This is a genomic window from Deinococcus aetherius, assembly GCF_025997855.1.
Lineage (GTDB): Bacteria > Deinococcota > Deinococci > Deinococcales > Deinococcaceae > Deinococcus > Deinococcus aetherius.
The window spans coordinates 1,907,957-1,933,897 of the sequence record NZ_AP026560.1 but is presented as its reverse complement, the minus strand read 5'-3'; the positions used below and the strand labels follow the sequence as shown (position 1 = coordinate 1,933,897).

The window sequence follows — 25,941 nt, the reverse complement described above, 5'->3', positions numbered from 1 at the left end:
GGCAAAGGTCCCGGGGGAGAGCCGGTTGGGCTCACGCTCCTCGTGCGCCGGAAGCCAGCGAGGCCACGGTCATCTCAAGTTGGTCTAGACCAGAGTGTCTATACTCTGTGACAGGAGGAGCCGTGACCACTGCGAAACTGTTCAGGAATGGCCGCAGTCAGGCTGTCCGCCTGCCCAAAGCTTTCCAGTTCGAGGGCCAGGAGGTCGTCGTGAAAAGGGTTGGAAACGGTGTCCTGCTGCTACCGTCCTCGCCCGAGGGGCAGCGCGAGTTCTGGCGCCGTTGGTATCAGGAACTCCCGGAGATGGAGACGGCCATTGAGCGGAACCAACCTCCCGCCCAGGAACGCGACTGGGACCAGTAGATGGCCCTGCAATTCCTGCTCGACACCAATATCTGTATCTACGTCATGAACCGCCGTCCTCCGCAGGTGGCCAAACGGTTCGCCGAGTTCCCACCGGACGCCATTGGTCTGTCCAGCCTGACGCTCGCCGAGTTGAGCTATGGGGTCGAGAAAAGCGGGTCCGAGCGGAACCGCGTGGTGCTGGAAGGCTTCGTTCAGCCGCTCGAAGTCGTCGCCTTCGATCCTGTCGCCGCCCGGCAGTACGGCGTGGTGAGGAGCACCCTGGAACGCAGGGGAACGCCCATCGGCGCGCTGGACACGCTGATCGCGGCCCACGCCCTGGCCCTCGGCCTGACCCTTGTCACCCACAACACCCGCGAATTCGAGCGGGTCGAGGGGCTCAGGGTCGAGAACTGGTTTTGACGGGCGGCTCAGTTCTGGCGGTCCTAGGACAAGGGCTCAGGCGTCTCCCGGGTTGGTGAAGTACGGCCAGATGTGTCCACCCTCGCATGTCGCCGTGAATTCGCGGCCTGACCCCCGCAGCCGCCCCGGCTCTCCACAGGCCGGGCAGACCGCTTTTGCTGGGGTATTGCCCCCGCAGGCGCGGCATTTGAGGTAATACCCGTATTTGCCGTACTGCACGGTCACGTCCCCTGAAGCGCACGTTCGGCACACCGGCTGAGGCCCACGGCTGACCTGCCCCTGCCGCTCCTGAGCAGGGCGCACTTCGGCGGACGGCGTGGGCGCCGGAACTGCCGCTGCGGGAGCTGCGTTGACGGGAGCACGCCCGCCGGGCTCTGCCTGTGCCGAGGCCGCGCTGGACGTGTGGCGCGTTCGTAGAAAAGCCGTGATCCGGGTCAGCTCCGCGTCGCTGAAGGCAAACGCACCGAGGCCACCCCCCGAACCGATGATGGCCCGCACCCGGTCGGGCACCTGATCCGCCTTCACGACCTCGGGCACGTCCACCTTGCGGGTGATGCGGCCCCCGTCCGAGATGGCGACGAGAACATCACGCCGCATGGGGTCGAATCGGCGCTGCCTCAACCCGAACATCGCGCGGTCCAGCAGCTCCTCGGTGTGGTCGGCGAGGAGAAGGCCCAGCAGATCGAGTTGGCGCCTTGCTTGGAGGATCGGCGAGGGCATACCGCGCCCCTGGCCCTTCCACCAACGTGTCCACTCGCCCCGCTCGTTCACGCTGACCTGTCCAGCGACGCTCTTGCTTTCCACCACGCTCACCCCGAATCGGTGGACGATCAGGTGGTCGATCTGCGCCGCCTCCCCCTCACGCTCGACCCGGAGGTTGTTCAGCACGAACTTGTGGGCGTCTTCCCCGAACGCCCGCTTGAGGTAGTGCGCCATCTGCCGCTCGGCCTCGTGCCCGGCGCGGCGCAGGGGGTCGGGGTACGTCTGCGGTTCGAGGTCCTTGACGATCATGGCTGCGGGCAGGCTAACCACGCCGGTCTGACACTTCTGTCAAACCTCCGCCGCCCACACCTCCTGCGCCGTCTCCCGGCGGCGGATCAGCCTCCACGCTCCGTCCTCCCACAACGCCTCGGCGGGGCGGGGCCGGGTGAGGTACGTGCCGCTCATCGCCGCCCCGTAGGCCCCGGCGTCCCCCACCGCGAGGAGGTCGCCGGGGCTGGGCACGGGCAGCACCACGTCCCGCGCGAGGAGGTCGCCGCTCTCGCAGGCGGGACCGGCCACGTCCCAGGTCTCTCCCCCCGCGCCGTCCCAGAGAGGGGTGACGGGATGCACGGCCCCGTACAGCATGGGGCGCAGCAACTCGGTCATCCCCGCGTCGGTGAGGAGGAAGTTCCGCCCGGTGCGCTTCGTGCCCACGACCCGGGTGAGGAGGGTGCCCGCCCGAGCGACGAGGTAGCGGCCCGGCTCGACCCACAGGCTCGCCCCGAAGACGGAGGCCGCCGCGTGGGCCTCGCGGGCGATCCCGGGCAGATCGGCGTCCAGCCCCCAGCCCCCGCCCACGTCGAGCACCTCCAACTCGCCCGTGTGCGCCCGCAACTCGGCCAGCCGGGCGAAGGCGAGCCCGAAGTCGCCCGCGTCCCGGATCGCGCTGCCGATGTGGACGTGCAGCCCGAGGGCCGTGTGCCCGGCGTCCCGCAGCGCCCGCAGCACCCCGGGGGCCTGCTCGATTGTGACCCCGAACTTGCTCCCCGCCGCGCCCGTGGCGAGGTGGTCGTGAGTGCTGACGTTCAGCGCCGGATTCACCCGCACGAGGGCCCGCGAGTCGGGGGGAAGGAGCCCGGCCTCCTCCTCGCGGTCCACGACGAAGGTGGCGCCGAGCCGCCCGCCCGCCGCGTACTCCTCGCCCGACTTGGCGGGGCCGTTGACCAGGATGCTCTCGCCCCCCGCGCCCACGTGCTCGGCCCGCGCGATCTCCCCGGCGCTCACGCACTCGAAGCCCACCCCCGCCACGCGCAGTCGGGTCAGGAGCGTGAGGTTCGGGTTCGCCTTCATCGCGTAGAACACCCGCGCCTGACCAAACGCCGCGCGCACCCGGGCGAGGGCGGCGTCCAGTTCCGCCGCGTCGTACACGTAGAGGGGCGTGCCGAAACGCTCGGCGGCGGCGTGGAGTTCGGTCCTGGGAATCGAGGGGGAGGCGGTCACGCGGGACAGTCTGCCACTCCCGGGGGTGGTTGCAAGAGCGGGCCGCCCCGTTCGCGTCAGGAGGGTACGCCGCTGTCCCCGGAGGCAGCCACGACCCGCCGAAGAAGCTCCGCCGAGGCGTGCAGCGCCTCATCCGTGTCCTGACCGTAGCCGCCCGACCACGGCTGACCGCCGATCTCCAGGACGGCGGGCCCCCGGAACCCGCCCTGTCGTAGCCCCTTGAGGACATCGCCGAAGTCGATGGACCCCCAGCCGAGCGGGAGGTGCCAGTTCACCTCGGGGAGGGGCGTGTCGGAGATGTGCAGCAGGGTCATTCTCGGGGCGAGCGCCAGATAGCCTTCGACCTGCTCGGGCGCAGCATGGTTGAAATCGAACACCAGCCCCAGGTACGGGAAGCGGTCGAGAAGCGCCCGGCACGCCTCCGGCTCGTCCAGGAAGCGGGTCCCGGGAGCGTTGTGCTCAAAGCCCAGGACGAAGCCGTGCTTCCGCGCCAGCGAGAGCCCCAGCTCGAACGCCCCGGGCAGCATCCCCTCCAGCCCGGCGAGGCCGTCCGGCCCGGCCGTACCCGGAAAGAGGTGCCAGTGGACGTGCGCGACCTCCAGTTCGAGGATCGCCGGGAGATTGGCCTCAAGCACGTTGGTGGGTGTGTGCCCGGCGGTCGTGCGGCCCCCGGGCATGAGGGGGAGGGCGATTTCCATCACGGCCTCCAGCCCGGCATGACGCATCCGGCGCGCGACCTCCCCCAGCGGGACGCCCAGCCGTTCCTCGTCCAGGCCCCCCGGCGGGCCGGGGAGTTGCAGCCCGTGGAATCCGGCCCGGGAGGCGAACTCGATCTCCCGCGTGACCGGGCGCCAGTTATTGGGGAAGAGGCGGGCGTTCATGCCCAGACGGGGCGGCTGAAGCGGAGGCACTCGGGCAGCTTAGCGGCCCCGTTCCTCCGGGGGAACAGGAAGCGGCCCCGCCGCCCGCCCCGGCGCGCTCAGCCCAGCTCCAGCACCGTCGGGTGCGCGAGCCCCGCCGCCCTCGCCGCCCGCCAGGCCCCCCGCGCGTCCCCGCGCTCGACGCTCGCCATGAACGCGGGGTCGCGGGCGAGGGTAGTGAGCACCCAGAAGTCGCCCCACGCTTCCAGGCCCCACTCGGTGCGCATCGCTTTGGCGGCGGACGCCCAGATCGGCTCCGAGAGGTGTTCGAGGGGGGCGATGAAATGCAGTTCGCCGTCGGTGCCGGGGGTGCGGGCGACCTCCCGGCGATAGGCGTCGCGCTCGCGGCGGTTCATGTTCTCCCAGGCCCCGGCCTCGCAGTAGCGGGCGGGCAGGGCGCTGAAGGTGTCTCGGCAGCGGGTGGGCCGCACGTCGTAGCGCGAGCAGCCGCCCGTGGAGCGGTCGAGCAGCGGGCAAAACCCTACCTCCCGGCGGTGCCGCTCGACGTACACGTCGTCGTCGGGGGCGGTGCGGGCATTCTGGATCACGCGCCGGGCGTGGGCCTCCACCCGCGCGGCCTCCTCGTCCGTGAGGGCCTGCGCGGTCACGAGCGCCTCGGCGAGGCTGACCCGGATGGGCATGTTGCAGCACGCGACGCACCCCGCCCCGCAGTGGACCCGCCCGCCGCGTTCCTGGTAGCCCACCGTCCAGGCCCGGGCCCGCCGGGCGTAGGCGTCGTACCCGCGCCGCACGGCCTCGGTCACCCGCGTGTAACGGGGCGGGTGAAAAGTGGACCCGGCGGTCCTGAAGTCTCCGGGGGGGGTGGGGGGACGCGTCATCCGGGGTCAGGGTAGCGCGGGTATACTCGCCGCAACGTGTTCCGACGCCCCCCTCGCCCGCAGACCACGCCCGACCCCGACCTCCGCCCGGCGGTGGCCGCCGAGGTCGCCCCCCCCGCCGAGACGCCCGACGCGACTCGCGTGCTCACCGAACTGCTCGCCCGCCCGACCGCCGAGGGCATCCTGGAGGGGGCGCTCGCCCACGGGGCCAGCCTGCTCGGCGGCGGGGTGCAGGGGTACGCGGTGCTGCGCCGGGGAGAAGACCACGTGTCGGCGGTCTGCGGCTACCCCAAAACCCTGGTCGGCACCGTGCTGAGCGGCCCCTGGACCGGCCCCCGCCCCCGGGTGCTCGCGGGGGGCAGCCGCGACCTCTACGAACAGAACCCGCCAGAGGTCCAGGCCCGGCTCGACGAGGGCGGACTGCGGGACGCGGCCAGGACGCTCGTCGTGCCGCTGGGGGACCGGGGGCGCAACCTGGGCGCGCTCGTCTTCGACTGGAAGACGGCGGGGGAGGTCCCGCCCGCCTCGCAGGACGCGGTGGGGAGGTGGGCGGCGGCGGTAGCACCCCTCCTGGGCCTCGTGGGCGCGCGGGACGACTGGCGCCAGGCCGCCCGGCAGCTCACGGTCGCCCTGGTGGAGGCGGTCGAGAGCCGGGAGTTCGACTCGCTGGGGCACGCGCAGGCCGTCGCCGAGACGGCCCTGCGGCTGGGGCGGGGGGTGGGGCTCGCCGAGCGAGAACTCGAAGAACTCTGGTTCGCCGCTGCCCTGCACGACCTCGGCAAGATCAACGGTGAGGCCGGGCACGCGCAGGTCGGCGCCAACTTCCTGCACGGGGTTCCGCAGCTCGCCGAGTCGCAGAAGGCCATCCGTCACCACCACGAGCGCTGGGACGGCGGCGGGGAGCCGAACGGCCTGGGCGGCGAGGACATTCCGCTCTACGCCCGCATCCTGGCCGTGGCGAACGCTGCCGTCCGTCTGGGCGACCCCGAGCGCCTGAGGGCCCAGGCGGGGAGCAGCCTCGACCCGCGCCTGGTGACGGTGTTCGAGAAGCTGACGCAATGATCCGGGGTTTGCCGCCCCGCCCGGTGTTCTTCGCCCGGGTCCCCGGGCCCCCGCTATGATGCGCGGGTGACCTCTGGCGGCCCGACCTTCCTCCGCTTCCCCGTGCTGGAGGCCCGCTACGGCCCCCTGACGCCCATGGACCAGGGGATGCAAAGCCGCGTGTACAGCACCCCGGATGGCCGGGTCGTCGTGAAGGTGTACCGCAACCACCAAGGCGAGCACCGCCTGGAGGCCGAGAACCTGCGCCGCGCCGGGCTGGGCGAGTGGGTCCTGGGCGCCGTGGAGGCCGATGGGGTCGAGGCCCTGATCATGCGCCGCTTTCCAGGGCACCCCCTCACCGCCGCCGACGTGTCCCGCGCCCTGCCCCGCCTGCGGGAGATTCTGGGCGCCCTGCACCGCGAGCGTGGAGAGGCCGTGGATCTGGGCCGACTCCGCGAGCGCCTGAAACGCTTCCGCCGTGCGCTGGCCGCCTACCCCCTCGACGACCTCTTCGACGCCGTGGAGGAGCCGCTGGAGCGCGGCCTCCTCGACCAGCCCTCGGCGTTTTGCCACCTCGACCTGTGGCAGGACAACATCCTGATCGCGCCGGGTGGGGAGGTCATCGTGATCGACTGGACGAAGGCCGCGTGGGACGACCCGCTGCGCGACATCGCCCTCCTCAAGACGGGCACCCTCGACCTGCTCTCGCCCGACGCCAGCCTGGAGGCGGCCCTGACCTTCCTCCCCGACCGCGAACCGGCGACCGTGACCCGGCTGCGGGCCTACCTCGCGCACACCTACCTGCACGACCTGTACTGGTTCCTGATGAACGAGCCCTACGAGTTCGACGGCCAGCGCGGCCCCAAGTTGTCGCGCGCCCGGCACGTCCTCGCGCGGTTGCCGGGCTGAGCCCCACCGGGCGGGTATGGTGTGAGCCATGCTCACGGTCGTGGCCCACCCCCTGATCCAGCACAAGCTCTCCCTGATGCGCAGCGTCGAGACTGGCGTCAAGGAGTTCCGCGAACTCGCTGCCGAGGTCTCGATGCTCCTCGCCTACGAGGCGATGCGCGACCTGGAGCTGAGCCCCACCCACCTGCAAACGCCACTGCAAGAGGGTGAGTTCCCGATGCTCAGCGGCAAGAAGCTCGCCCTCGTCGCCATCCTGCGCGCGGGGCTGGTGATGACCGACGGCATCCTCAGCCTGGTGCCCGCCGCGCGGGTCGGCCACATCGGGCTGTACCGCGACCCCCTGACGCTGAAGCCCGTCGCTTACTACAACAAGCTCCCCGCCGACATCGCCGAGCGCCGGGTCTTCCTGACCGACCCCATGCTCGCCACGGGCGGAAGCGCGGGCGCGGCCATCCAGTTCCTCAAGGACGCGGGCGCCCAGACCATCAAGCTCATGTCCATCCTCGCCGCGCCCGAGGGGGTGGCCGTCATTGAGGCCGAGCACCCCGATGTGGAGATCGTGGTGGCGGCGGTGGACGAGCGGCTCAACGACCACGGCTACATCGTGCCGGGGCTGGGGGACGCGGGGGACCGGATTTACGGAACGAAGTGAGAGGCGCCCTGGCCGGGTCCTGATCGGACTTCCAGCAACAAGGTGCGGAAGGCGGAAAGCAGAAGGCCAGCCGGGATCGCCTTCCGCCTTTGCCCTTCTGCCTTGGCCTGCTCTCACGCCCACTTTCGTGCGGGGTCTCATGGCTGAGGTTGTCCCGGGCCCGTCCACATCCCTCTTTCGGCCATCGCCTCCCCTCACCCATTGCCTTTAGACTCCGGTCAGCTTATGGACTCCCTGAAGGCGCTCGCGGCGCAATTCGGTATCGCGGACCTGTTCGGGCGCGGTTTTCTCAGCGTGCTCCTCACCTTCCTGACAGCCTGGGTCTTCACCTGGCGCTTCATCCCCGGCGTACGTGACTTCGCCCTCCAGGTCGGGTGGGCCGATCAGCCCAACGCGCGGCGGCTGAACAAGGAACCCCTGCCCAACGCGGGCGGGCTCGCCATCTTCACGGGCTTCCTCCTGGGTGTGGTCGTCGCCTGGGCGCTGCGGCCCATCGTGATCGAGGGGGTGAATATCCAGGTGCTGGCGATCCTGCTGGGGGGCGCGGTGCTCGTCCTGGTGGGCTTCATCGACGACCAGTACGGGCTGACGCCCGCCTTCCGGCTGGGGGTGCAGGCTCTCTCGGCGCTCCTGCTGATCGTCAACGGGCTGCGCATCGACCTCAACGCCATCCCCTTCCTGCCCGCGCTGCCCGCCGCCCTCAACGAACCGCTGAGCTTCGTCGTTACCCTGCTGTGGGTGGTCGGGCTCACGAACGCCGTGAACCTGATGGACGGGGTGGACGGGGTGGTGGGGGGCGTGGGCTTCGTCGTGAGCATGGTGCTGCTCGCCACGGCGGCGCAGTTCGCGGACCGGGCGGCGGCGGTCGTGCTCCTCGCGGGGCTGGCGGGGGCAGCCCTGGGGTATCTGCGGCACAACTTCAACCCCAGCCGGATCATCATGGGGGACGCGGGGGCGTACCTCTTCGGCTACACGCTCGCCGCCGTCAGCCTGCTGGGCACCCTCAAGGTGAGCGCGGGGGCCAGCCTGCTCGTACCCCTGATCGTGCTCGCGCTGCCGCTTTTCGACACCACCCAGGTCGTGATCGGGCGGCTGGCGCGGGGTATCCGCAACCCGCTCGGGCACCCCGACAAGACGCACATCCACCACCGGGTCCTGGCGCGCACGGCGTCGGCGCGGCGCACGGCGGTCATCCTCTGGGGGGTGGCCCTGCTGTGCGGGGTGCTGGGGATGCTTGCGCAGGGAGTGCGGCTGCCCGTCATCCTGGCGACGGTCCTGGTGATCCTCCTCTGCCTGTGGTTCGTCACCTACCGCCGGGTGCGCGCTCACGAGGAGGAGACGGGGGGCGTGCCCTCCTCCCCCGGGAGAAGCGGCTGATAACGTGACGCAAATGACCGGATCGCCCGCACAACCCGCCCCTCAGAACAGCGAGAAACGCATCGTCCTCGCCTTCGGCACCCGGCCCGAGGCGACCAAGATGGCCCCGGTGTACGCTGCCCTCTCGCGCCAGCCCGGCCTCACGCCGCTGATCCTCTCCACCGGTCAGCAGCGCCAGATGCTCGACGAGGCCCTCGCCGTCTTCGGCCTCACCCCCGACGAGGACCTGAATGTCATGACCGACCGCCAGACCCTCGCCGATCTCACCGGGCGCATCGTTCCCCAGGCGGGGCGCAAGCTGCGCGAGATGGGCGCGGACATGGTGCTCGTCCACGGCGACACCACCACCTCCTTCTGCGTCACCCTGAGCGCCTTCTATGAGGGCATCCCGGTCGGGCACGTCGAGGCCGGGCTGCGTTCGGGCAACATGCGGGAACCCTTTCCCGAGGAGGCCAACCGCCGCCTGACGGGGGTGCTCAGCGGCCTGGATTTCGCCCCGACGCCGGGCAGCCGCGCCAACCTGCTGCGCGAGGGCAAGGACCCGGGCGGCGTGTTCGTGACCGGGCAGACCGCCGTGGACGCCGTGCGCGAGGTGGCGGGCCGGGTCCCGCTCAGGCCCGAGTGGCGGGAGCGGCTGGACGCCGGGGGGCGGCTGGTGACGGTCACGATGCACCGCCGCGAGAACCTGCCGGTGATGGCGGAGATGGCGCGGGCACTCGCGGACGTGGCCTACGCCTACCCCGACTGTCATTTCGTCTACCCGGTCCACCTCAACCCGGCGGTGCAGGAGGCGGTGCGCCCCGCCCTGGGTGACTTGCCGAACTTCGAGCTGACTGACCCCCTCGACTACGCGAACATGGCCCCGCTGATGGCCGCCTCCGCCCTGCTGGTCACCGATAGCGGCGGCTTGCAGGAGGAGGGGGCGGCGCTCGGCGTGCCCGTGGCGGTGCTGCGCAACGTGACCGAGCGGCCCGAGGGACTGGAGGCGGGGGTGCTGCGGCTCGCCGGGAACGACCCGGGCACCATCCGCGAGGTGATCGGCGGGCTGCTGGGAGACGAGGCGGAGCTGAGCAGGATGCGGGCGGCGCGCAATCCCTACGGGGATGGGCAGGCGTCGGGGCGCATTGCTCAGGCCGTCGCGTGGCACTTCGGGCTGGCCGAGAAACCGGCGGACTGGCAGTAGGGGTGGGGGAACGGGGGCGGCGTATCCTCTTCCCACGTGACCCAGACCGATCCCCCCCGGCGCTACGCCGTCGTCCTCAACCCTTCCGCCGGGCGTGGCCTCGCTGAGCGCGAGTGGCCCCGGTTGGAGGCGGAGTTGCGCCGCCACCGCCTGCCCTTCGACCTCATCCGCGAGCCGAGCGGCGCGGCGGCCCTGGAGCGGGTGTGCGCCCTTCCGGCAGACGTGGCGGTGCTCGCGGTGGGAGGGGACGGCACGGTGACGGCCCTGCTCCCGGCTGTGGTGGACGAGACGGGGCTTGGGCGGGGTCGCGCCCTCGGCCTGGTGCCGCTGGGCAGCGGGAACGACTTCGCGGGCATGCTCGGGTTGAGGCCGGGGGACTTCGCCGGGGCGCTGGACCGCCTCGCCGCGCCGCCGTGCCGGGTGGACGCGCTGCGGGTGCGCATCGTGGAGGGTGACGTGGCGGGCACGTCCCGTCTCCTGCTCAACGGGCTGGGGATGGGGCTCGACGCCGAGGTCGCCGCGCTGCTCCCCCAGGCTCCCGCCCGCCTCTCTGGGTTCGGGCGGTACACCTGGGCGGCCCTGACGGCGCTGCGCGGGCTGACCCTCACCCCCGTCACCGTGGAGGTGGACGGCGCGGTGGTGTACAGCGGGCCGAGCTGCCTTGCCGCCGTCATGAACGGCACACGCTACGGGGCGGGCTTCCGGGTCAGCCCGCTCTCGGACCCGGGCGACGGACGGCTCAACGCCGTGGTGAGCGGTCCGGTGGGCCGCCTCCAGGTGCTCGGCCTGATGGGTCTGCTGTTGCGGGGCCGCCACCTCGGGCACCCGCAGGTCCACCATGCCGCCGGACGCCGGGTGACGGCCACCTGGGCGCGGCCTACCCACCTCCACCTCGACGGGGACCTCGCGGGGCGGGTGACGCGGGTGGAGGTGGAGATGCTGCCGGGGGCGGTCACGCTGCTGGGGGGAGCCGTCAGCCGTCAGCGGTCAGCAAAAGACAGAAGGCCCCAGCCTGAGCCGGGGCGCTGCGTGCTGAAGGCTGACGGCTGATCGCTTACTGCAACGACGCCAGCCGCGCCTTCGCCTCCTCCAGGTCGCGCTTCTGCCAGAAGGTCTCGGCAGGCAGGCTCACGGCCTTCTGAAGCTGGGCGGCGGCCCCGGCCTTGTTGCCCTGAAGCAGCAGGGCGTTGGCGTACTCGATGCGGTGGACGGCGACGCCGGGTTCGAGGGCGATGGCCTTCTCGAAGTTGGGCGTGATCTGGTTCGCCCGCGCGCCGGTCACGAAGGTCGCGGCCCGCCCCTTGGCGACCAGATTGGCGTGCCACAGGCCGAGCGCGACGTAGGCGCCCGCCATGTTGGGCTTGAGCTTCAAGGCCTGGTCGAGGTTCTTGCGCATGTCCCCGGCGAGGTTGAGGCTGTTGAGAATCCCGCTGTACTGGGCCAGCCTCCCCTCGGCGCGGGCCAACTCGAAGTAGGCGTCCGCGTTGTTCTTGTCGAGCGCGATGGCCTGACGGGCGTACCCCTGGGCCTTCTCGAAAAGGGCCTTCTTCTGGTTGTCGGGGCTGAGAGCCGCCCCGGCGGTCGTGGCCTCGGCGGCGAGGGCGAACCCGGCGCCGGTGTTCAGGGCGGCGGCGCTGCTGGCGGCCTCCTGCCACTTGCCCTCGTCGAAGAGGGCCTGCGCGGCCTGCTGGCTCTGGGCGCCTGCCGTCGCAGCGGCGGTCAGGGCCAGGGTCACGAGGGCAGGGCGGGTGAGGGATAGACGCATGGGTTCCTCCTGGGGTGGGAATTGTGAAAACTGGACCGAGTATACACAGGGCCGCGCGAGGACGCTGACGACGGCATCAGGAACGTGCCGGGAACTCCCCGCCGGGGTGGGCCGGGCCAGCGGGACGGGATGATAGCCTCGGCCTACCTTGAACGCCTCCGCGCCCGGCTTCGACTGGAAGGGTGTCCTCGCCGACCTGCGCGCTCACCTGCCCCGGGGAAGCGGGAAAGCGGGGCACGAGGTGCGCGGCAGCCTGCGCTGGCTGGAGGCCGAGATGCGCGGGCGGGGCGCGAACGGGTCGAGCGTGCGCAACATCGTGTACCGCGACGTGGGCACCCCGGCGGACAAGGCTGCCCTGCGCGCCATCCTCGAAGGCCTCGCGCGGGAGGCGGGGCGGCCCCTCGAAGGGGGCGGGGCGGCCTCTCCACCCGTGCCTTCCCCCCTCCCCGACGAGCTGGAGCTGCTGGGCCGCTCCAAGAAACGGGCGTACAAGCAGTTCCTGGCGGGCGTCCGGTCGGGCCGCGCCCCCCGGTTGATCGTGACGGGCCGCGCGGGGGCAGGCAAGACGATCCTGCTCGACCACCTGGAACGGGCCCTGCGGGGCGTGGCGAGCGGGCCGGTCACCCGGCTCAACCTGCGGGGCGACGTCCAGGCGGGGGGGCCAGCGGGAGGGGAGGGGACGCTGCCGCTCGCCGCGTCGGGCACCTCCTTCTCGGCCCGGGCGCAGGCGCAGGCGGACGCGGCCCGATCCGTGCTTCCTCCCCCGCCCGGCGTGCTCCTCGCCCGGGTCACCGCCGACCTGACCTTCGCGGGCGGGCCGCCCCGGGGCCCCGACGGTTCGCCCCTGTCCCCCGCCGCCTGGGCCGCCGAACACCTGCTGCGCCGCGCCCCTCCCGGCGTGGCCGTGCTCCTCGCGCTGGAGGACGCGGCCGGGCTGCCCGGCGGCGTGGCGGAGGTCATCGAGCTGCGCCCCCCCACCCCCGCCGAGGCCCGCGCGTACCTGATGGCCCGCCTGGGCATCCCCCGCGAGCGGGCCGACCTGCTCGTCCGCGAGACGGGGCGGCACCTCGACCGCCTCGTCCTGCTCGCGGGCTCGGGGGCAGAAGAGGCGGCCCCCGACCGCCTCCTCGCCGACCCGGACGTGCGGCGGCTGGCGGCGGCCCTCGCGGCGCTGGAGGTGGGGCCGGACGGGGACATTCCCGGGCCTGCCCTCGCTGCCGCCCTCGGGGGGCCCGTGGCCGCCCTCCCCCCGCACGCCCGCGCCCTGCTGCGGGAGGGGAGCGCGGGCTGGACGCCCCTGCCCCCGCTGCGGGCCGCCCTGGGGCACGTTCCCGCCCGCGAGGTGCAGGAGCCCCTACGCCGTCTGGCGGGCGCCTCCCTGCCCCCGGACCTCGCCCGGTTCCGCTTGAGCGCCCTCGCCGCGCTGGGGGAGTGGGGCGGGCTCGCCGCGCACCTCGCCGGGTGTCCGGACGACGCCCGGCACCTGCCGCCCCTGTGGCCCCGGGTGCGGGCGGGGGCGCGGGGGGCCACCCGTGAGACGCTCGCCCGGGCGGTCGCCGCCCACCACGCCGGGCGCGGCGAGTACGACGAGCCCCACGCGCGGGACGCCCTCTTCACCCTGCTGGAATCGCCGAACCCGGCCGTGCGGGGCTGGGCACGGGTCAAGCTCGCGGAGAGCAGCGTGGACGCGGGCAATTTCGAGGCGGCGACCGCAGGGCTCGCCCACCCCGACCTGAGCGGCGTCCTGGCCGGGGCCCCCGACTCCTGGACCGCCGCCGCCGGGGCCGACGCCCTGCTCGTGCGGGCGGCCCTGGCCCGCTGGCGCGGGGACCTGGAGGCGGCCACGCACGCGGTCCGCGACCCGCGCACCGCGCACGGCGGGGCCCGCGCCCACCTCTGGCGGGGCCTGATCGCCAAGGACGCGGGGCGCTGGGGCGAGGCGCTGCACCACCTCCACCTCGTCCCGGAGGCGAGCCCGCTCCTCTCCGCCCGCGCCCGCTACCAGGAGGGCGACCTGCGGCTGCGCCTGGGCCAGCCCGCCGCCGCCCTGGAAGCCCTGACGGACGCCGCCGCCCGCCTGGAGGTCGCCGGGGGCACCGACGAGGAAGGTGCCCGGGCGCTGGCCCGCGCGGCCACGGCCCTGCGCCGTCTGGGCCGCCCCGGGGAGGGGTGGGAGCACCTGGGCCGCGCCCTCGCGCTCCTGCCGAACGCCGTGGGGGGTGGGCGGGGGGACACGGTGCTGCGCGCCCGGCTCCTGAGCGAGGGCGTGCCCGTCCTGCTCGCGCTGGGACGGCCCGACGCCGCGCTCGCCGACGCCACGCGCGCCCTGGCCCTGCTCGCCCGCCCCGGGCCCCGCCGCCCGGAGGCCGAGTACCGCACCCGCCGCACCGCCTACCGCGTCGCGCTCGCGTACCTGACGCGTGGGGTGGGCCTGCCGTACCTCCAGCCCTTCGCCGGGCCGCGCGGCGACCACCCCGACCTCGCCCATGCCCGGGCGCTGCTCGACGTGGGGCTCACCCGGGCCGATGGAAAAAGCGACCGCGAGCAGGTCCTCACCTTCGACATGCGGCTCAGCCGCGCCCTCGCCGACCCCGACCCGCGCGCCGCCCTGGAGCACACGGGCCGGGCGCTGGACATGACCGACCACCCCTACGCCGAGGCCCAGGCCCGCGCCATCCGCGCCGAGGCCCTGCTGCGGGCGGGGGAGGGAAACGCCGCCCTCGCCGAGGTCAACCGCGCCCACGCCCTCGTGCGCCGGGTGCAGCTCGGCCTCCCCGGCACCCACGCGCCCGACCCCGGGCTCACGGCCCAGCTCCTCGCGCTGGAGGCCCGCGCGACCGTCGGGGAGGGGGTGGGAACTCTGGGCTGGCTGCGCGACGCCCTGCGGGAGCCCGACCTCGCCCCCTTTCGGCCCGGGGTGTGGCGGGAGGCGGGCCGCGCCTTGGAGCACGGACACCCCCACCCCGAGGCCGTGCTGCGTGTCCTCCACCCGGACTGGGAACCCGGTCACCTGCGGCTGCGCGACGCGCTCGTCCTTCTCGAAACCGGGCCGGAGGGTTAACTGACATCTTGCAGTTGAGGGAAAGGACGTCTGGAACGCCCTTTTGGCCCCATTGTGGGGTGTGAACCCAAAAGAACAGCGTTCCAGACGGTTGTATTCTGACATCCTGCCCTGCTTTTCCCGCAAGCAGCATCGGGAGTCGTTCGAGGTCTTCCTCGACCTGCTGTTGGATGGTTCTGGTAGACCGCTACCCCAACGGGCCACCGTCAAATCTCCCTCAGCTCTCAGCCGCTTCCTCAATCACGCGGTCTGGGACACCCGGCACCTGTGCCGAGTGTTGCGTCAGCACGCCCTGGAGACGGTGCAGGACTGGTGGCGACAGCAGCCCCACCAGCGCCCTCGGCTGGAACTGCTGGTGGACCTGACCAGCCTGGAAAAGACCGGCAAGTTCAGCGAACTTGCCGACTGGGTTCACACCTTCAACAGCGTCCACGGCGTTCACCTGGTGGTGTTGTACCTGTGCTGCGGGCAGCTTCGTCTGCCCTGGGCTTTTCAAATCTGGCGGGGGAAGGGGACCCCTTCCCCCGCGCAGCTCGCGTTGAAGCTGCTCCGCACCGTTCCTTCTGCCCTGATGTCTGGAAAACGGCGTCCCCGTCTGCATGCAGACGGGGGCTTCGAGAGTGCCGAGTTTATTCGGGGCGTTCTCGCCCGTGGCCTCGACATCGTGGTCGGCGTGCGCTGCACCCGGAAACTGGAGGGTGGGCGGCAGGTCCGTGACCTGATGGTCCGGGGGAGCCTGGTCAAGCCCACAGGGCTTGACCACACCATGTGCGTCTCCTGGGTCTGGCTCTACCGCAACAAAGAGCCTGAACAACGCTTCGTGATGTCCAATCTCGATCTGGGGGGCAAGTACCTGGCTCGGCTGGGGAAGTGCCGGTGGCGGATCGAAGCCTTCTTCAAAACGGTCAAGGGACGCTTTGGGCTCGAACGCTTCGCCCAGCACAGCAAACAGGGGGTGATGCGCTGGTGGTGCCTCTCTGGGACAGCCTTCCTCCTCTGCCATCTCCAGAACCTCGATCTGCCTGTGGGGAGAGCAGGCATGTGGCCCGACTGGGGCGATCTGGCGAGAACCGTACGGTTCTCGTTCGTCCCCGATGTGCGTCGTCAAGCACTCCAACTGGAGCTGGACGCGCTCGACGCCTTCCAGCATGCACTTCCCGTCCCCTCAACCTAAATTGCAAGATGTCAGTTAACCCGCCCCCGTCCCCGGAGCGGGTATGCTGGGGCGGATGAGCACCCCCTACGCCCACGGCGGAGGCCGCGCCGCCGTGAGACTGCTTCAGGGTTACGTCTGGCACCCGGCGGACGCCGACGTGGACCTGGAACACTACCTGCCCCACGAACTCGACGAGGCGCACGTCCTGTGGGACCAGGTCACGCCGCCCTTCGCCTTTTTCGAGAACGGCCAGCCGACGGCCGGGCAGACCTTTTACCAGTTCACGGTCCTGCGCGTGTACGACGACAAGCCCGGCGGCGAGGCCCTGCACGGCGACGCCGAGACCGCCAGCCAGGCCCTCGGCCCCCTGCTGGACGCCACCCCCGAGGGCGTGGGCTGGCAGCTCTGGGAGGACCTGCGCGAGCTATGAGCCCCATAGGCGCCCCGTGATCGAGTGGCTCGACCTGCGGGTGGAGGGTGACTCCCACCCCCGCCGTTTCGACGGCCCCGTCAGCCTCCGCCTGTACCTTGAGCGGGTGGAGCGCCTGCCGGGCGAGGCGGTAAAGCTCCTGCTCGAACGCGGCGAGGTCGGCCCGCCCCACGCCCGGAGGGGCTACCGCGTGGAGCCGCTGCGGCGATGACGGACGCCGCGCCTACCCGGGAACACATCACCCTGCCCCGGAGCCCGGACCCGGCCACCCTCGCCGCCCTGCTCGCCACCCCGGGCGGCGCGAGGCTGAGTGCTCGAACTGGAGTGGACACGGCGGGTCGGTCGCGCGTCGTCCTGACCGTCGAACACGTCGACCTGGAGGTGGTGGCCGAGACCCGGCAACGGCTATTGCAAGCCTGCCGGGAGCGCGGGGTGCGGGCCTTCGTGGTGTGAGGGGCCTGGGTGGGGAAGGTTTCTTCCCAGGTCCCTGACTTGGTGCGTGCGGCGAGGATGATGTTCTTAGCTCCTCCCCCCTCGTGGGGGAGGGTGGGAGGGGGGTGACGAGCGTAGCTCACCCTCATGCCATTCAACGAGCGGGCAGTTTCGCCCCACCTCCCAGTTCGTATCAAGCTTCTTGTGGTGAAGTTGGCTGGGGGCCGAGCAGACGCAGCCCCCAGGGCCACCCCGAACCGCCAAGCCCGCCTCTCGCCTGAGCAGCAGACGGCACCGCGCTCCCTCGCCTCCTCTCCCTGCCTCTCAATCCCCCGCCCCGCCCTGCGCTAGCCTGCCCCCATGTTGGACCGTCCCCGCCGTCTGCGCCGCACTGCTGGCCTGCGGGCCATGACCCGTGAGGTCACGCTTTCTCCGCAGCATTTCATCCACCCCATCTTCGTCCACGAGGGGGAGACCGAGGAGCCCATCGCCACCATGCCGGGCGTGAGCCGCCACAGCGTCGAGGGCGCCGTCGAGCAGGCGAGAGCCGCCCGCGACCTCGGCATCCCCAGCGTGATCCTCTTCGGCATCCCCGACCACAAGGACCCCGAAGGCAGCCAGGCCTACGCGGAGGGCGGCGTGATTCAGCGCGCAGCGACCGCCATCAAGGCCGCCCTGCCCGACGTGACCGTCATCGCCGATACCTGCCTGTGCGAGTACACCGACCACGGCCACTGCGGGCCGCTGTGCCAGACGGGGGACGGCGAGTGGACGGTGGACAATGACGCGGCCCTCGATCTCCTTGCCAGGACCGCCGTGTCCCAGGCGCGGGCGGGCGCGGACATCGTGGCCCCCAGCGCGATGATGGACGGCCAGGTCGGCGCGATTCGCTCGGCCCTGGACAAGGCGGGCTTCTCACACGTCCCCGTCATGGCCTACGCGGTCAAGTACGCCTCGGCCTACTACGGGCCCTTCCGCGACGCGGCGGGCAGCACCCCCAGCGTCGGCAACCGAGCGTCGTACCAGATGGACCCGGCGGGCGGCGAGCGCGAGGCGCTGCGGGAGGCCAGGCTCGATGCCGAGCAGGGTGCGGATTTCCTGATGGTCAAGCCCGCGCTGGCGTACCTCGACATGGTGAGGCTGCTGCGCGACACCTTCGACCTGCCCCTCGTCGCCTACAACGTGAGCGGCGAGTACGCGCTCGTCAAGGCCGCCGTGCAGGCCGGGTACATGGACGAGCGCCGCACCGTGCTGGAGACGCTGACCGGGATGCGCCGTGCCGGGGCCGACGCGATTATCACCTACCACGCTCTCGACGCCGCCCGCTGGCTCCGGGAGGGGTCAAGGTGACGAGCGAGACGCACCCCATCCGGGTGGACTGGGTGGAGACGGGCCTATGGCCGGGCCGCCTCGGGCTGACGTTCGCCCCGGGCAAAAAGGGCGCGAGCGTCCTCCAGGCGGGTGTCGTGCACGACCGGGACCTGGGCGCCGACCTCAGGCGGCTGGCCCGCGAGGGCGTGCAAGTGATCGCCCCCCTGATCGAGGACCACGAGTTCGAGCTGCTGGGCATCCCCGACTATCACACCCTCGTCGAGGAGCACGGCCTGACCGTCCTCGCCTGCCCGATCCGTGACCGGGACGTGCCGGGCGACCTGGGTGGCTTCGGGGCCTTCCTCGACGAGCTGATGGACGCCCTGCTCGACGGTCGCCGGGTCGTCGTCCACTGCCGGGGCGGGCTGGGCCGGGCGGGGCTGACCGCCGCTTGCCTGCTCGTCCAGGCCGGGATGCCGCCCGAGCAGGCCACCCTGCGGGTGCGTGAGGCCCGTCCAGGCACCATCGAAACCGAGGCTCAGGTCCAGTTCATCCACGACTTCGCCCGCCGCTGACCTTCCAGGGAGGCCCGTCATGATCACCGTCGCCAACCGCATCTACGTCAACCCCGCGTATCACGACCAGTTCGAGGCCCGCTTCCGCGAGCGCGCGGGGCTGGTGGACGGAATGCCCGGCTTCGTTGCCAACCACGTCCTGCGGCCCACCGGGGAGGGCGAGCCCTTCGTGGTCCTCACCTTCTGGGAGTCGCGCGAGGCGTTCGAGGCGTGGACGAACAGCGACGCCTTCCGCCAGGGCCACGCGCGCAGCGGCACCCTGCCGAAAGACGCCTTTACGGGCCCGAACGTCCTCGAAATCCATGAGGTCGTTCAAAGCGGCGGGCCTCGCTGAGCGCATTTTTCGCTCACCGGCCCGTCAGCCACGCCCCCTACACTGAGGACATGATGAAAGCGACGCTGGCCTGCCTGAGCATCGCCGCACTTCTCGCCTCGTGCGCTCCGGCCCTGAACCCGCCCGTCACGGGCCGCATCGTCAACGCCACGACCGGCCAGGAGGGCACGATCACCTTCTCCCCCGGCGCCCTGAGCACCCGGGCGGGCGACCCCTTCGCCGGGAACAACACGACCATTCAGATCGGCGGTCAGACGTTCGGGGGCCGCACCGTCCTCCTCGACGCCTCCACCACCGTGACCGTCCGCCCCGCCGTGGATGTGGGCTTCGGCTTCGGCACCGGCCCGTACGACGATCCGTTCTTCGGCACCCGGGTGGGCACCACGACCCAGACGCGCACGGGTCTGCGCACCGGCAACCTGATCGCCAAGTCCTTCGCGGCGCCCGCCCGCACCATCACCTGCACCCTCCAGGTGAACGACGCCTACCACGGGGTCGGCGACTGCACGGGCAGCGACGGGGCGCGGTACGCGTTGCAGTTCTAGGAAAAGCGGCCAGCGTTCAGCCGTCAGGGGTCAGCCGGGAAGGGCGGCCTCTGACGGCCTCCTGTTGGCCCGCCCTCAGCGCGCCGCCCGCATCAACCGCCAGCCTATGAGGAGCATCACCGCGCCCCACGCCAGATACCCGAGGTCATAGGCGAGCCAGTACGGCCCCGGGCGGACATGATGGATGCCCAGAATCTGGTGGTCGATCAGGCCCTCGACCACGTTGAAGAGGCCCCAGCCGAAGATCAGGGTGCCGAGAAAGGTGGAAGTGCGCCAGGTCGTGTGGCTGGCCCGCAGGCCGCTCCAGAAGAGCAGCGTTCCAAGCAGGGTGAAGACCCAGTTCAGGCTGTGGAAGAGGCCGTCGCCCAGGGTGTTGATGCGTAAGTTCTGAAGGGTCTCCGGCGGATACGGCTCGCTGACCATGTGGTGCCACTGGAGGATCTGGTGCAGCACGATCCCGTCGAAGAATCCACCCAGCCCCACCCCGAGCAGCACCCCGCCCGTCATCCAGCGTCTCTGCTCCGCCGCCCGCTGCCCGAGACTGCCCCGCGCTCCCCGTACGCTCATTACTTGCCCCCTTCCCTGAACGTTAGGGGAACAGGCGAGGAGTGAAGGTACGGGCGCTTTCAGACGGACTTGAGCTTCGGGCCATCCAAAAGGAAAAGGGCGGAAGCTCGCGCCCCCGCCCCTCTGTTCTGCTTGCTGACCGCTCCGCCCTTACGACTGCTGGTTGCTGGCCCCAGCCTCAGGGGCGGCCCTTCGGCCTTCTTGCCGCCCCCAACGTGTCCCTACGACTGCTGGTACATCACCGCGCGCTTGACCTCCTCGATCAGTTGGGTGATCGGGATGTCGCGCGGGCAGGCTTCCGTGCAGTTGTAGGCGGTGCGGCAGCGCCAGACGCCGGTGTTCTGGTTCATGATGTTCAGCCGCTGGTTGGTGGCCTGGTCGCGGCTGTCGAAGATGAAGCGGTGCGCCTGCACGATGGCCGCCGGGCCCAGGTACGAGCCGTTCACCCAGAAGATCGGGCAGGAGGTCGTGCAGCACGCGCAGAGGATGCAGTTGCTCGACTGCGCCATCCGCTCGGCGAGTTCAGGCGATTGCAGCCGCTCCCCGGCGGGAGGCGGGCTCTCGTTGATGAAGTACGGCATGATCGCCCGGTAGGCGTCGAAGAAGGGCTCCATGTCGGTCAGCAGGTCCTTCTCGACCTTCAGGCCGCGAATGGGCTCCACCGTCAGCGTGCCGCCCTCTTTCACCACGTCGCGCAGCAGCGTCTTGCAGGCGAGCTGGTTGCGCCCGTTGATCATCATCGCGTCGCTGCCGCAGATGCCGTGCATACACGAGCGGCGGAAGGTCAGCGAGGGGTCCACGAACCACTTGACGTAGTTCAACACGTCGAGCACGCGGTCGGCGGGCTGCGCCTCCACCGGGTACGTCTCCCAGTGGGCCTTCTTGTCCTTTTCCGGGTTGAAGCGAAGAACCTTGACCTTGATGTGCATCATCTGCACGTTCGGGGCGGCGTTGGAGGGGGGGTAGTACTCGGGCATGTCTTTCCTTTGTCGGGGGCGTGTCGCGTGCGGCTTGTCGCTTGTGGAAAAAGGAGGAGCTTTTCTCTACAGGAGACGGGCCACCCGCCACGAGCCCCTCAGTACACGCGTGGCTTCGGCTCGAACGCCCGGGTGTAGCCCTTGAGGGACACGGACTTGTAGCCGATCAGCACGTTGTCGGGGTTGTTGAGGTCCTTGTAGGCCATCGTGTGCTTGAGCCAGTTGGCGTCGTCGCGCTCGGTGTAATCCTCGCGGTCGTGGGCGCCGCGCGACTCCTTGCGGTTGAGCGCCGAGGCGGTCGCGGCCTCCGCGCAGTCGAGCATGAAGCCCAGTTCCATCGCCTCGATGAGTTCGCTGTTGTACCGGACGCTGGGGTCGGACACCGAGACCCCCGCGTAACGGACCTTGAGTTCCTTGATGATCTCGACCTGCTTCGCCATGTCCGGGCCGTTGCGGAAGATGCCGACGTTGTTCATCATCGACTCCTGCAACTCCTTGCGGATCAGGGCGGAGTTCTCCTTGCCGGAGGCGTTCTTCAGGCGGTCGAGCAGCTCCACCGTCTCGCGCTCGGGGTCCTCGGGCATCTCGGCGTACTCCACCTGCTGCGCGTACTGCGCGGCGAAGATGCCCGCCCGGCGCCCGAAGACGATCAGGTCACCGAGGCTGTTCGTGCCCAGCCGGTTCGCCCCGTGCAACGACACGCACGCCTGCTCGCCCGCCGCGTACAGCCCCTCGACCGGCGTGCCGTTGCCGTCCGCCAGACACAGGCCGTTGATGTCGGTGGGGATGCCGCCCATCGCGTAATGTGCCGTCGGCTGCACCGCCACGAGGTCCTTCACCGGGTCCTGCCCGAGGTAGGTGCGCGCGAGGTCGGTGATCTCCGCCAGCTTGCCCTCGATCACCTCGCGCGGGAGGTGCGTCAGGTCGATGTGCACGGCGTCCTTGTCGCGGCCCACACCTCGCCCCTCCCGAATCTCAGTGATGATCGAACGCGAAACGATGTCGCGCGGCGCAAGGTCCTTGATCGTCGGCGCGTAGCGTTCCATAAACCGCTCGCCGTCCGAGTTGCGCAGGATGCCGCCCTCACCGCGAATCCCCTCGGTCACCAGGATGCCCAGCTTGGCGAGGCCGGTCGGGTGGAACTGGTAGAACTCCATGTCCTCCAGCGGCAGGCCCTTGCGGTAGTAGATGCTCATCAGGTCGCCGGTGAGCGTCAGGGCGTTGGAGGTGATCTTGTAGATGCGCCCGTACCCGCCCGCCGCCAGGATCACGGCCTTCGCGTGGAAGGTGTGTAGCTCGCCGCTGGCGAGGTGGTAGGCCACCACGCCCCGGCAGCGCCCCTCCTCGATGATCAGGTCGGTGACGTGGAATTCGTTGTAGAAGTTGGTCCCGGCCTTCACGTTCTGCTGGTACAAGGTTTGCAGGATCATGTGGCCGGTGCGGTCCTTGGCGTAGCACGACCGCTCGACCGCCGCCTTGCCGAAGTCGCGCGTGTGGCCGCCGAACTTGCGCTGGGCGATCTTGCCGTTGTCGAGCCGCGAGAAGGGCAGGCCCATGTGTTCCAGCTCGTAGACGGCCTCGATGATGTCCTTGGCGAAAATTTCGGCCGCGTCCTGGTCGGTGAGGTAGTCGCCGCCCTTGACGGTGTCGAACATGTGCCATTCCCAGTGGTCCTCGGCGACGTTGCCGAGCGCGGCGCCGATGCCGCCCTGGGCCGCGCCCGTGTGGGACCGGGTGGGGTAGAGCTTGGAGATGCAGGCGACGGACACCCCGCCCTTGGCGGCGTAGAGCGCGGCCATCAGCCCCGCCCCGCCCGCGCCGACCACCAGTACGTCGTAACGATGGTGCATATCAGTCCTTTACTTCAGGTCGAGTGCGTCAGATCGAGAACAGCCCAATGGTCCCCAGGGTGAAGATCACGGCGCTGATCGTGTAGAAGATGATCTTGACCCACGCCCGGTTGGGCCGCGAGCGCACGTAGTCCTCGATGGAGTACCGCGCGCCGTTGACCCCGTGCAGCAGGGAGAGGGCCAGGATGGTCCAGTCGTAGAATTTCCAGGCCGGGTTTTGCAGCTTGTTGACGACGGCGATGTACGTCGCGTCGGCCTCGCTGACCTGGATAAACGTCATGTAGATGTGGCCCAGGATCAGGAAGACGAGCACCAGGCCGCTGATCCGCATGAAGATCCACCAGTTCAGCTCGGCGTTGGAGTGCGCCTGCTGCCGGGCGTCCGTGAAGGTGCGCGCGCGGATCATGCCGCACCCCCGAGCATGCGGCCGATCACCACGAAGGCGGTGTAGGCGGTGGCGAGCAGGGTCAGGCCCATCACGGCCCAGAACATCTGCCGCTGGTACAGCACGCCCATGCCGGTGAAGTCCATCACGATGATCCGCAGCCCGTTCAGGGAGTGGTACACGACCCCCGCCGTGACCGCGATCAGCCCCAGGCTGAAGATCGGCAGCTCGTAGGTCGTGTGGAGCGCCATGTAGGCCCGCTCGCCGAACACGAACAGGCTGATGCTGATGACGTGAACGAGCAGATAGGCCAGGATCGCCAGCCCGGACAGGCGGTGAAGCAGCCAGGCCCACTGCCCCTCTCTTCCTCGGTACATTCCTCTTCCTCCTCGTGCTCCCGCGCCCGCTCGCGCCCTCTGCCCTTCCCGGGCGGAAGGCGGGCCGCCAGACCGCTCGTTTGCCGTGTGGGTGATGCTTCACGCCACCTTTTCAGACAGCCCACAGAATATCACCCCGCCCCACTTCCCTTGCGGCGGGCATTCCACTCGCCCGGACACCCTTCGTCACTTGGTGAGTGAAGTCCCAATAAAGGCGAAGCCGACCTCACAGTCCGGGACTTTCGCCCCGCTCTCCTGGCACCAGGCCGATTCTTCACCGCCGGGCCGACATTCGCGCTAGGGTGCGGGCATGACGCAAAGCGGCGCGCCCACCCCGCCCCTGCCCCCCCTCAACGAGGCCGAGTACGCCCGCAAGCTCGCCCTCGCCATCCTGAGCACCCTCCAGACCAAGGGGCTGCTGAGCGCTGCCGAGGTGGACGCCATCCTGATCGCCGCGCGCCGGGCCGCCCAGGGACAGGGGACTCCCGCCGCTCCCTCGACACCGCCCGCCCAGGTCCCCGACGCCCGCCCCGCGCCCGCCCCCTTCCAGGTCACGGTGCAGCCCTCCCCGCCGCCGAGCAGTCTCTCTTGGCACACCACTCCTCCCCCTGCGGAGAAGGCGGACAGGGGGAAAGAGCAGGCGGACGAGAAGGTCCCGCCCGTCATCGACATGCAGCTCGACTGACCGTCAAGCCCGGCGAGCCCCAGCGCGCCCAGGCCAGTTGGCGAGCGCGGCCCCCGCGAGGATCACGAGGGCCCCCAGCCATACGGCGGCGGGCAGGCGCTCGTGGAGCACGGCGGCGCTGAGGACGAGCGAGACGGCGGGGGCGAGGGTGTTCCAGACGCTCGTGCGGGCCGCGCCGAGCACCCGCGCCCCGTTCGCCCAGGCGACGTAGGCGACCACGTTCGCGCCCAGGGCACTCAGCGCGACTCCCGCCCATGCCAGCGGCGGCACGTCCACCGGAGCCGGGACGTGCGGCAGCGCCCAGAGCACGTACGGCAGACACCCCAGCGCGAGGCTGAAGGCCACGAAGGGCAGCGCCCCCAGCCGCTCGGTGAGGGGCCGGTTCCCCAGGGTGTAGAGCGCCCAGGCGGTCGCCGCCCCGAGCACCCACGCGAGCCTGCCGGGCGTCACCGCCGCCCCCGGCCGCAGGGTCACGGCGAGGAGGGCAAGCAGGCCCACGAAGGCGAGGGTGGCCCCCGCCCCCTGCCGCCACCCGACCCGCTGGCCGAGCAGCAGGCCCAGCGGGATGACGAGCACGGGCACGATGCCGCTCACCAGCCCCGCCACCCCAGCCGGATTTGCGTGAATCCCATTCAGGAAGAAGGCCTGGAAGACGGTATTTCCCAGCAGGCCGACAAGCGCCACCTGCCCCCAGGTGCGGGCGTCCCAGCGCGGCCAGCCGTGCGAGCGGACGGCGAGCGCGACGAGGACTACTCCCGCGATCAGGAAGCGGCCCAGGTTGATCGTCTCGGCGTTCAGGAAGCGCAGGATCACCTTGAGGAGCACGACGTTCGTCCCCCACAGGATCACCGTGAGGAGCACGCCCGCCAGCGCCAGCCCCGTTCGTGGGGGAGAGGTCCGGGAATGGTCGGGGGCGAGCGGTGTCGAGGTCACGGGCCCGAGCATACGTCGCCGTCGTCTTCGGCAGTCCAGGGGGGCGGGACACCGGAGGCGCAGGAGACAGGGAAAGAGGCGCGGGCCGTAACGCCCACGCCCCTTCCATCCCCCCTGGCGGTCAGAACTCGACCGTCTCGTTCGTCCCCAGGTCGCTCGCGGGCTTGCCCGTGACGGCGGCGCGCGCCTGCGCGAACAGGTTCTTGATCTTGCCGTCGCTGCCCCAGTACTCGCCGCCCTGCGCCTCGATCTTCACGAGCTGGATGCTCGGGTCGTCGATGCCGCCGGGGAAGTAGGCCTGATAGGCGTCGTTCCACAGCTCCTCCAGCTTGGCGCGGTCCTCTACAAGCTGCGCCTCTCCGCTGATGCTGACATAGGCGCCCTTGCCGTGGTCGGCGTAGGTGACGTTCACCTGGGGGCGGGCCGCCATGCACCGCACCTGCTTGGTGTCCTTGCCGCCCAGGAACCACACGTCCCCGTCGAACTCCGCCTGCCGGGTGGTCATGGGGTGCGCTTGGAGGTGCCCCTCGTCGGTGATCACGGTGAGAATGGCAATGGGCACGTTCTTCATGACCTCGGTCATGGCCTTGATCGTCTCTTCGCGGCTGAGGTCGCTCTGCTCGGGCGTGTTGACCTGGCTCATGGATCGAGCTTGGCACGGCGCTTTTCGC

Annotated in this window: 30 protein-coding genes; 18 read left to right on the top strand and 12 right to left on the bottom strand. The window is 70.8% G+C overall.

The annotated features are described in order from the left end of the window. Positions 1–122 precede the first annotated feature (122 nt). Positions 123–362 (top strand): antitoxin, encoded by a 240-nt coding sequence (locus tag DAETH_RS09675; protein ID WP_264774692.1) that lies wholly within the window; start codon positions 123–125, stop codon positions 360–362. Beyond that, a complete protein-coding gene (gene vapC, locus DAETH_RS09670) occupies positions 363–764 on the top strand; it encodes a type II toxin-antitoxin system tRNA(fMet)-specific endonuclease VapC (protein ID WP_264774691.1) in 402 nt (133 codons plus the stop codon). It begins immediately after the preceding gene. A gap of 36 nt (positions 765–800) precedes the next feature. Here vapC and DAETH_RS09665 read toward each other — a convergent pair whose 3' ends face one another. The 4 genes from DAETH_RS09665 to DAETH_RS09650 all read right to left on the bottom strand — a co-directional run bounded on the left by DAETH_RS09665 (position 801) and on the right by DAETH_RS09650 (position 4,725). Next, positions 801–1,775: a nuclease-related domain-containing protein gene (locus DAETH_RS09665; RefSeq protein WP_264774690.1), complete on the bottom strand. Its 975-nt coding sequence runs from the start codon at positions 1,773–1,775 to the stop codon at positions 801–803. A gap of 39 nt (positions 1,776–1,814) precedes the next feature. Beyond that, positions 1,815–2,966, bottom strand: coding sequence for a diaminopimelate decarboxylase (gene lysA / locus DAETH_RS09660; RefSeq protein ID WP_406585079.1), 1,152 nt, complete (start codon positions 2,964–2,966; stop codon positions 1,815–1,817). A gap of 56 nt (positions 2,967–3,022) precedes the next feature. Then, on the bottom strand, positions 3,023–3,877 hold the full coding sequence (locus DAETH_RS09655) for a sugar phosphate isomerase/epimerase family protein (RefSeq protein WP_264774689.1): 855 nt from the start codon (positions 3,875–3,877) through the stop codon (positions 3,023–3,025). Positions 3,878–3,945: 68 nt separating this feature from the next. Next, positions 3,946–4,725 carry a YkgJ family cysteine cluster protein gene (locus DAETH_RS09650; protein ID WP_264774688.1) on the bottom strand — a complete coding sequence of 260 codons (780 nt, stop codon included), beginning with the start codon at positions 4,723–4,725 and terminating at the stop codon, positions 3,946–3,948. A 36-nt stretch (positions 4,726–4,761) separates the two neighbouring features. On the opposite strand from DAETH_RS09650, the gene DAETH_RS09645 reads away from it, so the two are divergent. From DAETH_RS09645 to DAETH_RS09620, 6 genes are all read left to right on the top strand, one after another. Continuing rightward, positions 4,762–5,787, top strand: coding sequence for an HD-GYP domain-containing protein (locus DAETH_RS09645; protein WP_264774687.1), 1,026 nt, complete (start codon positions 4,762–4,764; stop codon positions 5,785–5,787). A 66-nt stretch (positions 5,788–5,853) separates the two neighbouring features. Beyond that, positions 5,854–6,675, top strand: coding sequence for an aminoglycoside phosphotransferase family protein (locus DAETH_RS09640; protein WP_264774686.1), 822 nt, complete (start codon positions 5,854–5,856; stop codon positions 6,673–6,675). 28 nt (positions 6,676–6,703) lie between these two features. Beyond that, positions 6,704–7,327 (top strand): uracil phosphoribosyltransferase, encoded by a 624-nt coding sequence (gene upp, locus DAETH_RS09635; RefSeq protein ID WP_264774685.1) that lies wholly within the window; start codon positions 6,704–6,706, stop codon positions 7,325–7,327. 225 nt (positions 7,328–7,552) lie between these two features. Continuing rightward, a complete protein-coding gene (locus DAETH_RS09630) occupies positions 7,553–8,704 on the top strand; it encodes an MraY family glycosyltransferase (protein ID WP_264774684.1) in 1,152 nt (383 codons plus the stop codon). Positions 8,705–8,717: 13 nt separating this feature from the next. Next, on the top strand, positions 8,718–9,887 hold the full coding sequence (wecB, locus tag DAETH_RS09625; RefSeq protein ID WP_264774683.1) for a non-hydrolyzing UDP-N-acetylglucosamine 2-epimerase: 1,170 nt from the start codon (positions 8,718–8,720) through the stop codon (positions 9,885–9,887). Positions 9,888–9,923: 36 nt separating this feature from the next. Continuing rightward, the gene (locus tag DAETH_RS09620; protein ID WP_264774682.1) at positions 9,924–10,937 is read left to right on the top strand and encodes a diacylglycerol/lipid kinase family protein; all 1,014 of its coding nucleotides are present in this window, start codon (positions 9,924–9,926) and stop codon (positions 10,935–10,937) included. Positions 10,938–10,941: 4 nt separating this feature from the next. Here DAETH_RS09620 and DAETH_RS09615 read toward each other — a convergent pair whose 3' ends face one another. Further along, positions 10,942–11,652: a hypothetical protein gene (locus DAETH_RS09615; protein ID WP_264774681.1), complete on the bottom strand. Its 711-nt coding sequence runs from the start codon at positions 11,650–11,652 to the stop codon at positions 10,942–10,944. A 148-nt stretch (positions 11,653–11,800) separates the two neighbouring features. Here DAETH_RS09615 and DAETH_RS09610 point away from each other — a divergent pair, with 148 nt between their 5' ends. The 9 genes from DAETH_RS09610 to DAETH_RS09570 all read left to right on the top strand — a co-directional run bounded on the left by DAETH_RS09610 (position 11,801) and on the right by DAETH_RS09570 (position 19,496). Beyond that, complete coding sequence (locus tag DAETH_RS09610) at positions 11,801–14,713, top strand: hypothetical protein (RefSeq protein ID WP_264774680.1); 2,913 nt, start codon at positions 11,801–11,803, stop codon at positions 14,711–14,713. Between the two features lie 61 nt (positions 14,714–14,774). After that, a complete protein-coding gene (locus DAETH_RS09605) occupies positions 14,775–15,887 on the top strand; it encodes a transposase (RefSeq protein ID WP_264774679.1) in 1,113 nt (370 codons plus the stop codon). 55 nt (positions 15,888–15,942) lie between these two features. Beyond that, complete coding sequence (locus DAETH_RS09600) at positions 15,943–16,299, top strand: DUF3208 domain-containing protein (protein WP_264774678.1); 357 nt, start codon at positions 15,943–15,945, stop codon at positions 16,297–16,299. A 16-nt stretch (positions 16,300–16,315) separates the two neighbouring features. Then, positions 16,316–16,510: a hypothetical protein gene (locus DAETH_RS09595; protein WP_264774677.1), complete on the top strand. Its 195-nt coding sequence runs from the start codon at positions 16,316–16,318 to the stop codon at positions 16,508–16,510. Beyond that, a complete protein-coding gene (locus DAETH_RS09590; protein WP_264774676.1) occupies positions 16,507–16,752 on the top strand; it encodes a hypothetical protein in 246 nt (81 codons plus the stop codon). Before DAETH_RS09595 ends, DAETH_RS09590 begins: the two co-directional genes overlap by 4 nt. Positions 16,753–17,091: 339 nt before the next feature. After that, on the top strand, positions 17,092–18,081 hold the full coding sequence (gene hemB, locus DAETH_RS09585) for a porphobilinogen synthase (protein WP_264774675.1): 990 nt from the start codon (positions 17,092–17,094) through the stop codon (positions 18,079–18,081). Continuing rightward, positions 18,078–18,617, top strand: coding sequence for a cyclin-dependent kinase inhibitor 3 family protein (locus tag DAETH_RS09580; protein ID WP_264774674.1), 540 nt, complete (start codon positions 18,078–18,080; stop codon positions 18,615–18,617). Before hemB ends, DAETH_RS09580 begins: the two co-directional genes overlap by 4 nt. Before the next feature lie 19 nt (positions 18,618–18,636). Further along, positions 18,637–18,951 carry an antibiotic biosynthesis monooxygenase family protein gene (locus DAETH_RS09575; RefSeq protein WP_264774673.1) on the top strand — a complete coding sequence of 105 codons (315 nt, stop codon included), beginning with the start codon at positions 18,637–18,639 and terminating at the stop codon, positions 18,949–18,951. 50 nt (positions 18,952–19,001) lie between these two features. Further along, the gene (locus DAETH_RS09570) at positions 19,002–19,496 is read left to right on the top strand and encodes a hypothetical protein (protein ID WP_264774672.1); all 495 of its coding nucleotides are present in this window, start codon (positions 19,002–19,004) and stop codon (positions 19,494–19,496) included. 75 nt (positions 19,497–19,571) lie between these two features. Here the strand turns inward: DAETH_RS09570 and DAETH_RS09565 are convergent, their stop codons facing one another. From DAETH_RS09565 to sdhC, 5 genes are all read right to left on the bottom strand, one after another. Further along, positions 19,572–20,063 carry a DUF2243 domain-containing protein gene (locus DAETH_RS09565; RefSeq protein WP_264774671.1) on the bottom strand — a complete coding sequence of 164 codons (492 nt, stop codon included), beginning with the start codon at positions 20,061–20,063 and terminating at the stop codon, positions 19,572–19,574. A gap of 221 nt (positions 20,064–20,284) precedes the next feature. After that, positions 20,285–21,040, bottom strand: coding sequence for a succinate dehydrogenase iron-sulfur subunit (locus tag DAETH_RS09560; protein ID WP_264774670.1), 756 nt, complete (start codon positions 21,038–21,040; stop codon positions 20,285–20,287). A 98-nt stretch (positions 21,041–21,138) separates the two neighbouring features. Continuing rightward, positions 21,139–22,890 (bottom strand): succinate dehydrogenase flavoprotein subunit, encoded by a 1,752-nt coding sequence (sdhA, locus tag DAETH_RS09555; RefSeq protein ID WP_264774669.1) that lies wholly within the window; start codon positions 22,888–22,890, stop codon positions 21,139–21,141. 28 nt (positions 22,891–22,918) lie between these two features. Then, a complete protein-coding gene (locus DAETH_RS09550; RefSeq protein ID WP_264774668.1) occupies positions 22,919–23,296 on the bottom strand; it encodes a succinate dehydrogenase hydrophobic membrane anchor subunit in 378 nt (125 codons plus the stop codon). After that, positions 23,293–23,652: a succinate dehydrogenase, cytochrome b556 subunit gene (sdhC, locus tag DAETH_RS09545; RefSeq protein WP_264774667.1), complete on the bottom strand. Its 360-nt coding sequence runs from the start codon at positions 23,650–23,652 to the stop codon at positions 23,293–23,295. The genes DAETH_RS09550 and sdhC overlap by 4 nt, the downstream gene beginning before the upstream one ends. Before the next feature lie 310 nt (positions 23,653–23,962). Here sdhC and DAETH_RS09540 point away from each other — a divergent pair, with 310 nt between their 5' ends. Next, on the top strand, positions 23,963–24,337 hold the full coding sequence (locus DAETH_RS09540) for a hypothetical protein (protein WP_264774666.1): 375 nt from the start codon (positions 23,963–23,965) through the stop codon (positions 24,335–24,337). 3 nt (positions 24,338–24,340) lie between these two features. Here DAETH_RS09540 and DAETH_RS09535 read toward each other — a convergent pair whose 3' ends face one another. Continuing rightward, entirely contained in the window at positions 24,341–25,270 is a 930-nt protein-coding gene (locus DAETH_RS09535) for a DMT family transporter (protein ID WP_264774665.1), read from the bottom strand. A 121-nt stretch (positions 25,271–25,391) separates the two neighbouring features. Next, complete coding sequence (locus tag DAETH_RS09530; protein ID WP_264774664.1) at positions 25,392–25,913, bottom strand: pyridoxamine 5'-phosphate oxidase family protein; 522 nt, start codon at positions 25,911–25,913, stop codon at positions 25,392–25,394. Between the last annotated feature and the right edge of the window lie 28 nt (positions 25,914–25,941).

Bases quoted from the DNA above. Each gene is read 5' to 3' on its own strand.
- vapC (WP_264774691.1), top strand. From the start codon at position 363: ATGGCCCTGCAATTCCTGCTCGACACCAATATCTGTATCTACGTCATG.
- DAETH_RS09665 (WP_264774690.1), bottom strand. From the start codon at position 1,775: ATGATCGTCAAGGACCTCGAACCGCAGACGTACCCCGACCCCCTGCGC.
- DAETH_RS09650 (WP_264774688.1), bottom strand. From the start codon at position 4,725: ATGACGCGTCCCCCCACCCCCCCCGGAGACTTCAGGACCGCCGGGTCC.
- upp (WP_264774685.1), top strand. From the start codon at position 6,704: ATGCTCACGGTCGTGGCCCACCCCCTGATCCAGCACAAGCTCTCCCTG.
- DAETH_RS09630 (WP_264774684.1), top strand. From the start codon at position 7,553: ATGGACTCCCTGAAGGCGCTCGCGGCGCAATTCGGTATCGCGGACCTG.
- wecB (WP_264774683.1), top strand. From the start codon at position 8,718: ATGACCGGATCGCCCGCACAACCCGCCCCTCAGAACAGCGAGAAACGC.
- DAETH_RS09615 (WP_264774681.1), bottom strand. From the start codon at position 11,652: ATGCGTCTATCCCTCACCCGCCCTGCCCTCGTGACCCTGGCCCTGACC.
- DAETH_RS09600 (WP_264774678.1), top strand. From the start codon at position 15,943: ATGAGCACCCCCTACGCCCACGGCGGAGGCCGCGCCGCCGTGAGACTG.
- DAETH_RS09590 (WP_264774676.1), top strand. From the start codon at position 16,507: ATGACGGACGCCGCGCCTACCCGGGAACACATCACCCTGCCCCGGAGC.
- hemB (WP_264774675.1), top strand. From the start codon at position 17,092: ATGTTGGACCGTCCCCGCCGTCTGCGCCGCACTGCTGGCCTGCGGGCC.
- DAETH_RS09575 (WP_264774673.1), top strand. From the start codon at position 18,637: ATGATCACCGTCGCCAACCGCATCTACGTCAACCCCGCGTATCACGAC.
- DAETH_RS09570 (WP_264774672.1), top strand. From the start codon at position 19,002: ATGATGAAAGCGACGCTGGCCTGCCTGAGCATCGCCGCACTTCTCGCC.
- DAETH_RS09565 (WP_264774671.1), bottom strand. From the start codon at position 20,063: ATGAGCGTACGGGGAGCGCGGGGCAGTCTCGGGCAGCGGGCGGCGGAG.
- DAETH_RS09560 (WP_264774670.1), bottom strand. From the start codon at position 21,040: ATGCCCGAGTACTACCCCCCCTCCAACGCCGCCCCGAACGTGCAGATG.
- sdhA (WP_264774669.1), bottom strand. From the start codon at position 22,890: ATGCACCATCGTTACGACGTACTGGTGGTCGGCGCGGGCGGGGCGGGG.
- DAETH_RS09550 (WP_264774668.1), bottom strand. From the start codon at position 23,296: ATGATCCGCGCGCGCACCTTCACGGACGCCCGGCAGCAGGCGCACTCC.
- sdhC (WP_264774667.1), bottom strand. From the start codon at position 23,652: ATGTACCGAGGAAGAGAGGGGCAGTGGGCCTGGCTGCTTCACCGCCTG.
- DAETH_RS09540 (WP_264774666.1), top strand. From the start codon at position 23,963: ATGACGCAAAGCGGCGCGCCCACCCCGCCCCTGCCCCCCCTCAACGAG.
- DAETH_RS09530 (WP_264774664.1), bottom strand. From the start codon at position 25,913: ATGAGCCAGGTCAACACGCCCGAGCAGAGCGACCTCAGCCGCGAAGAG.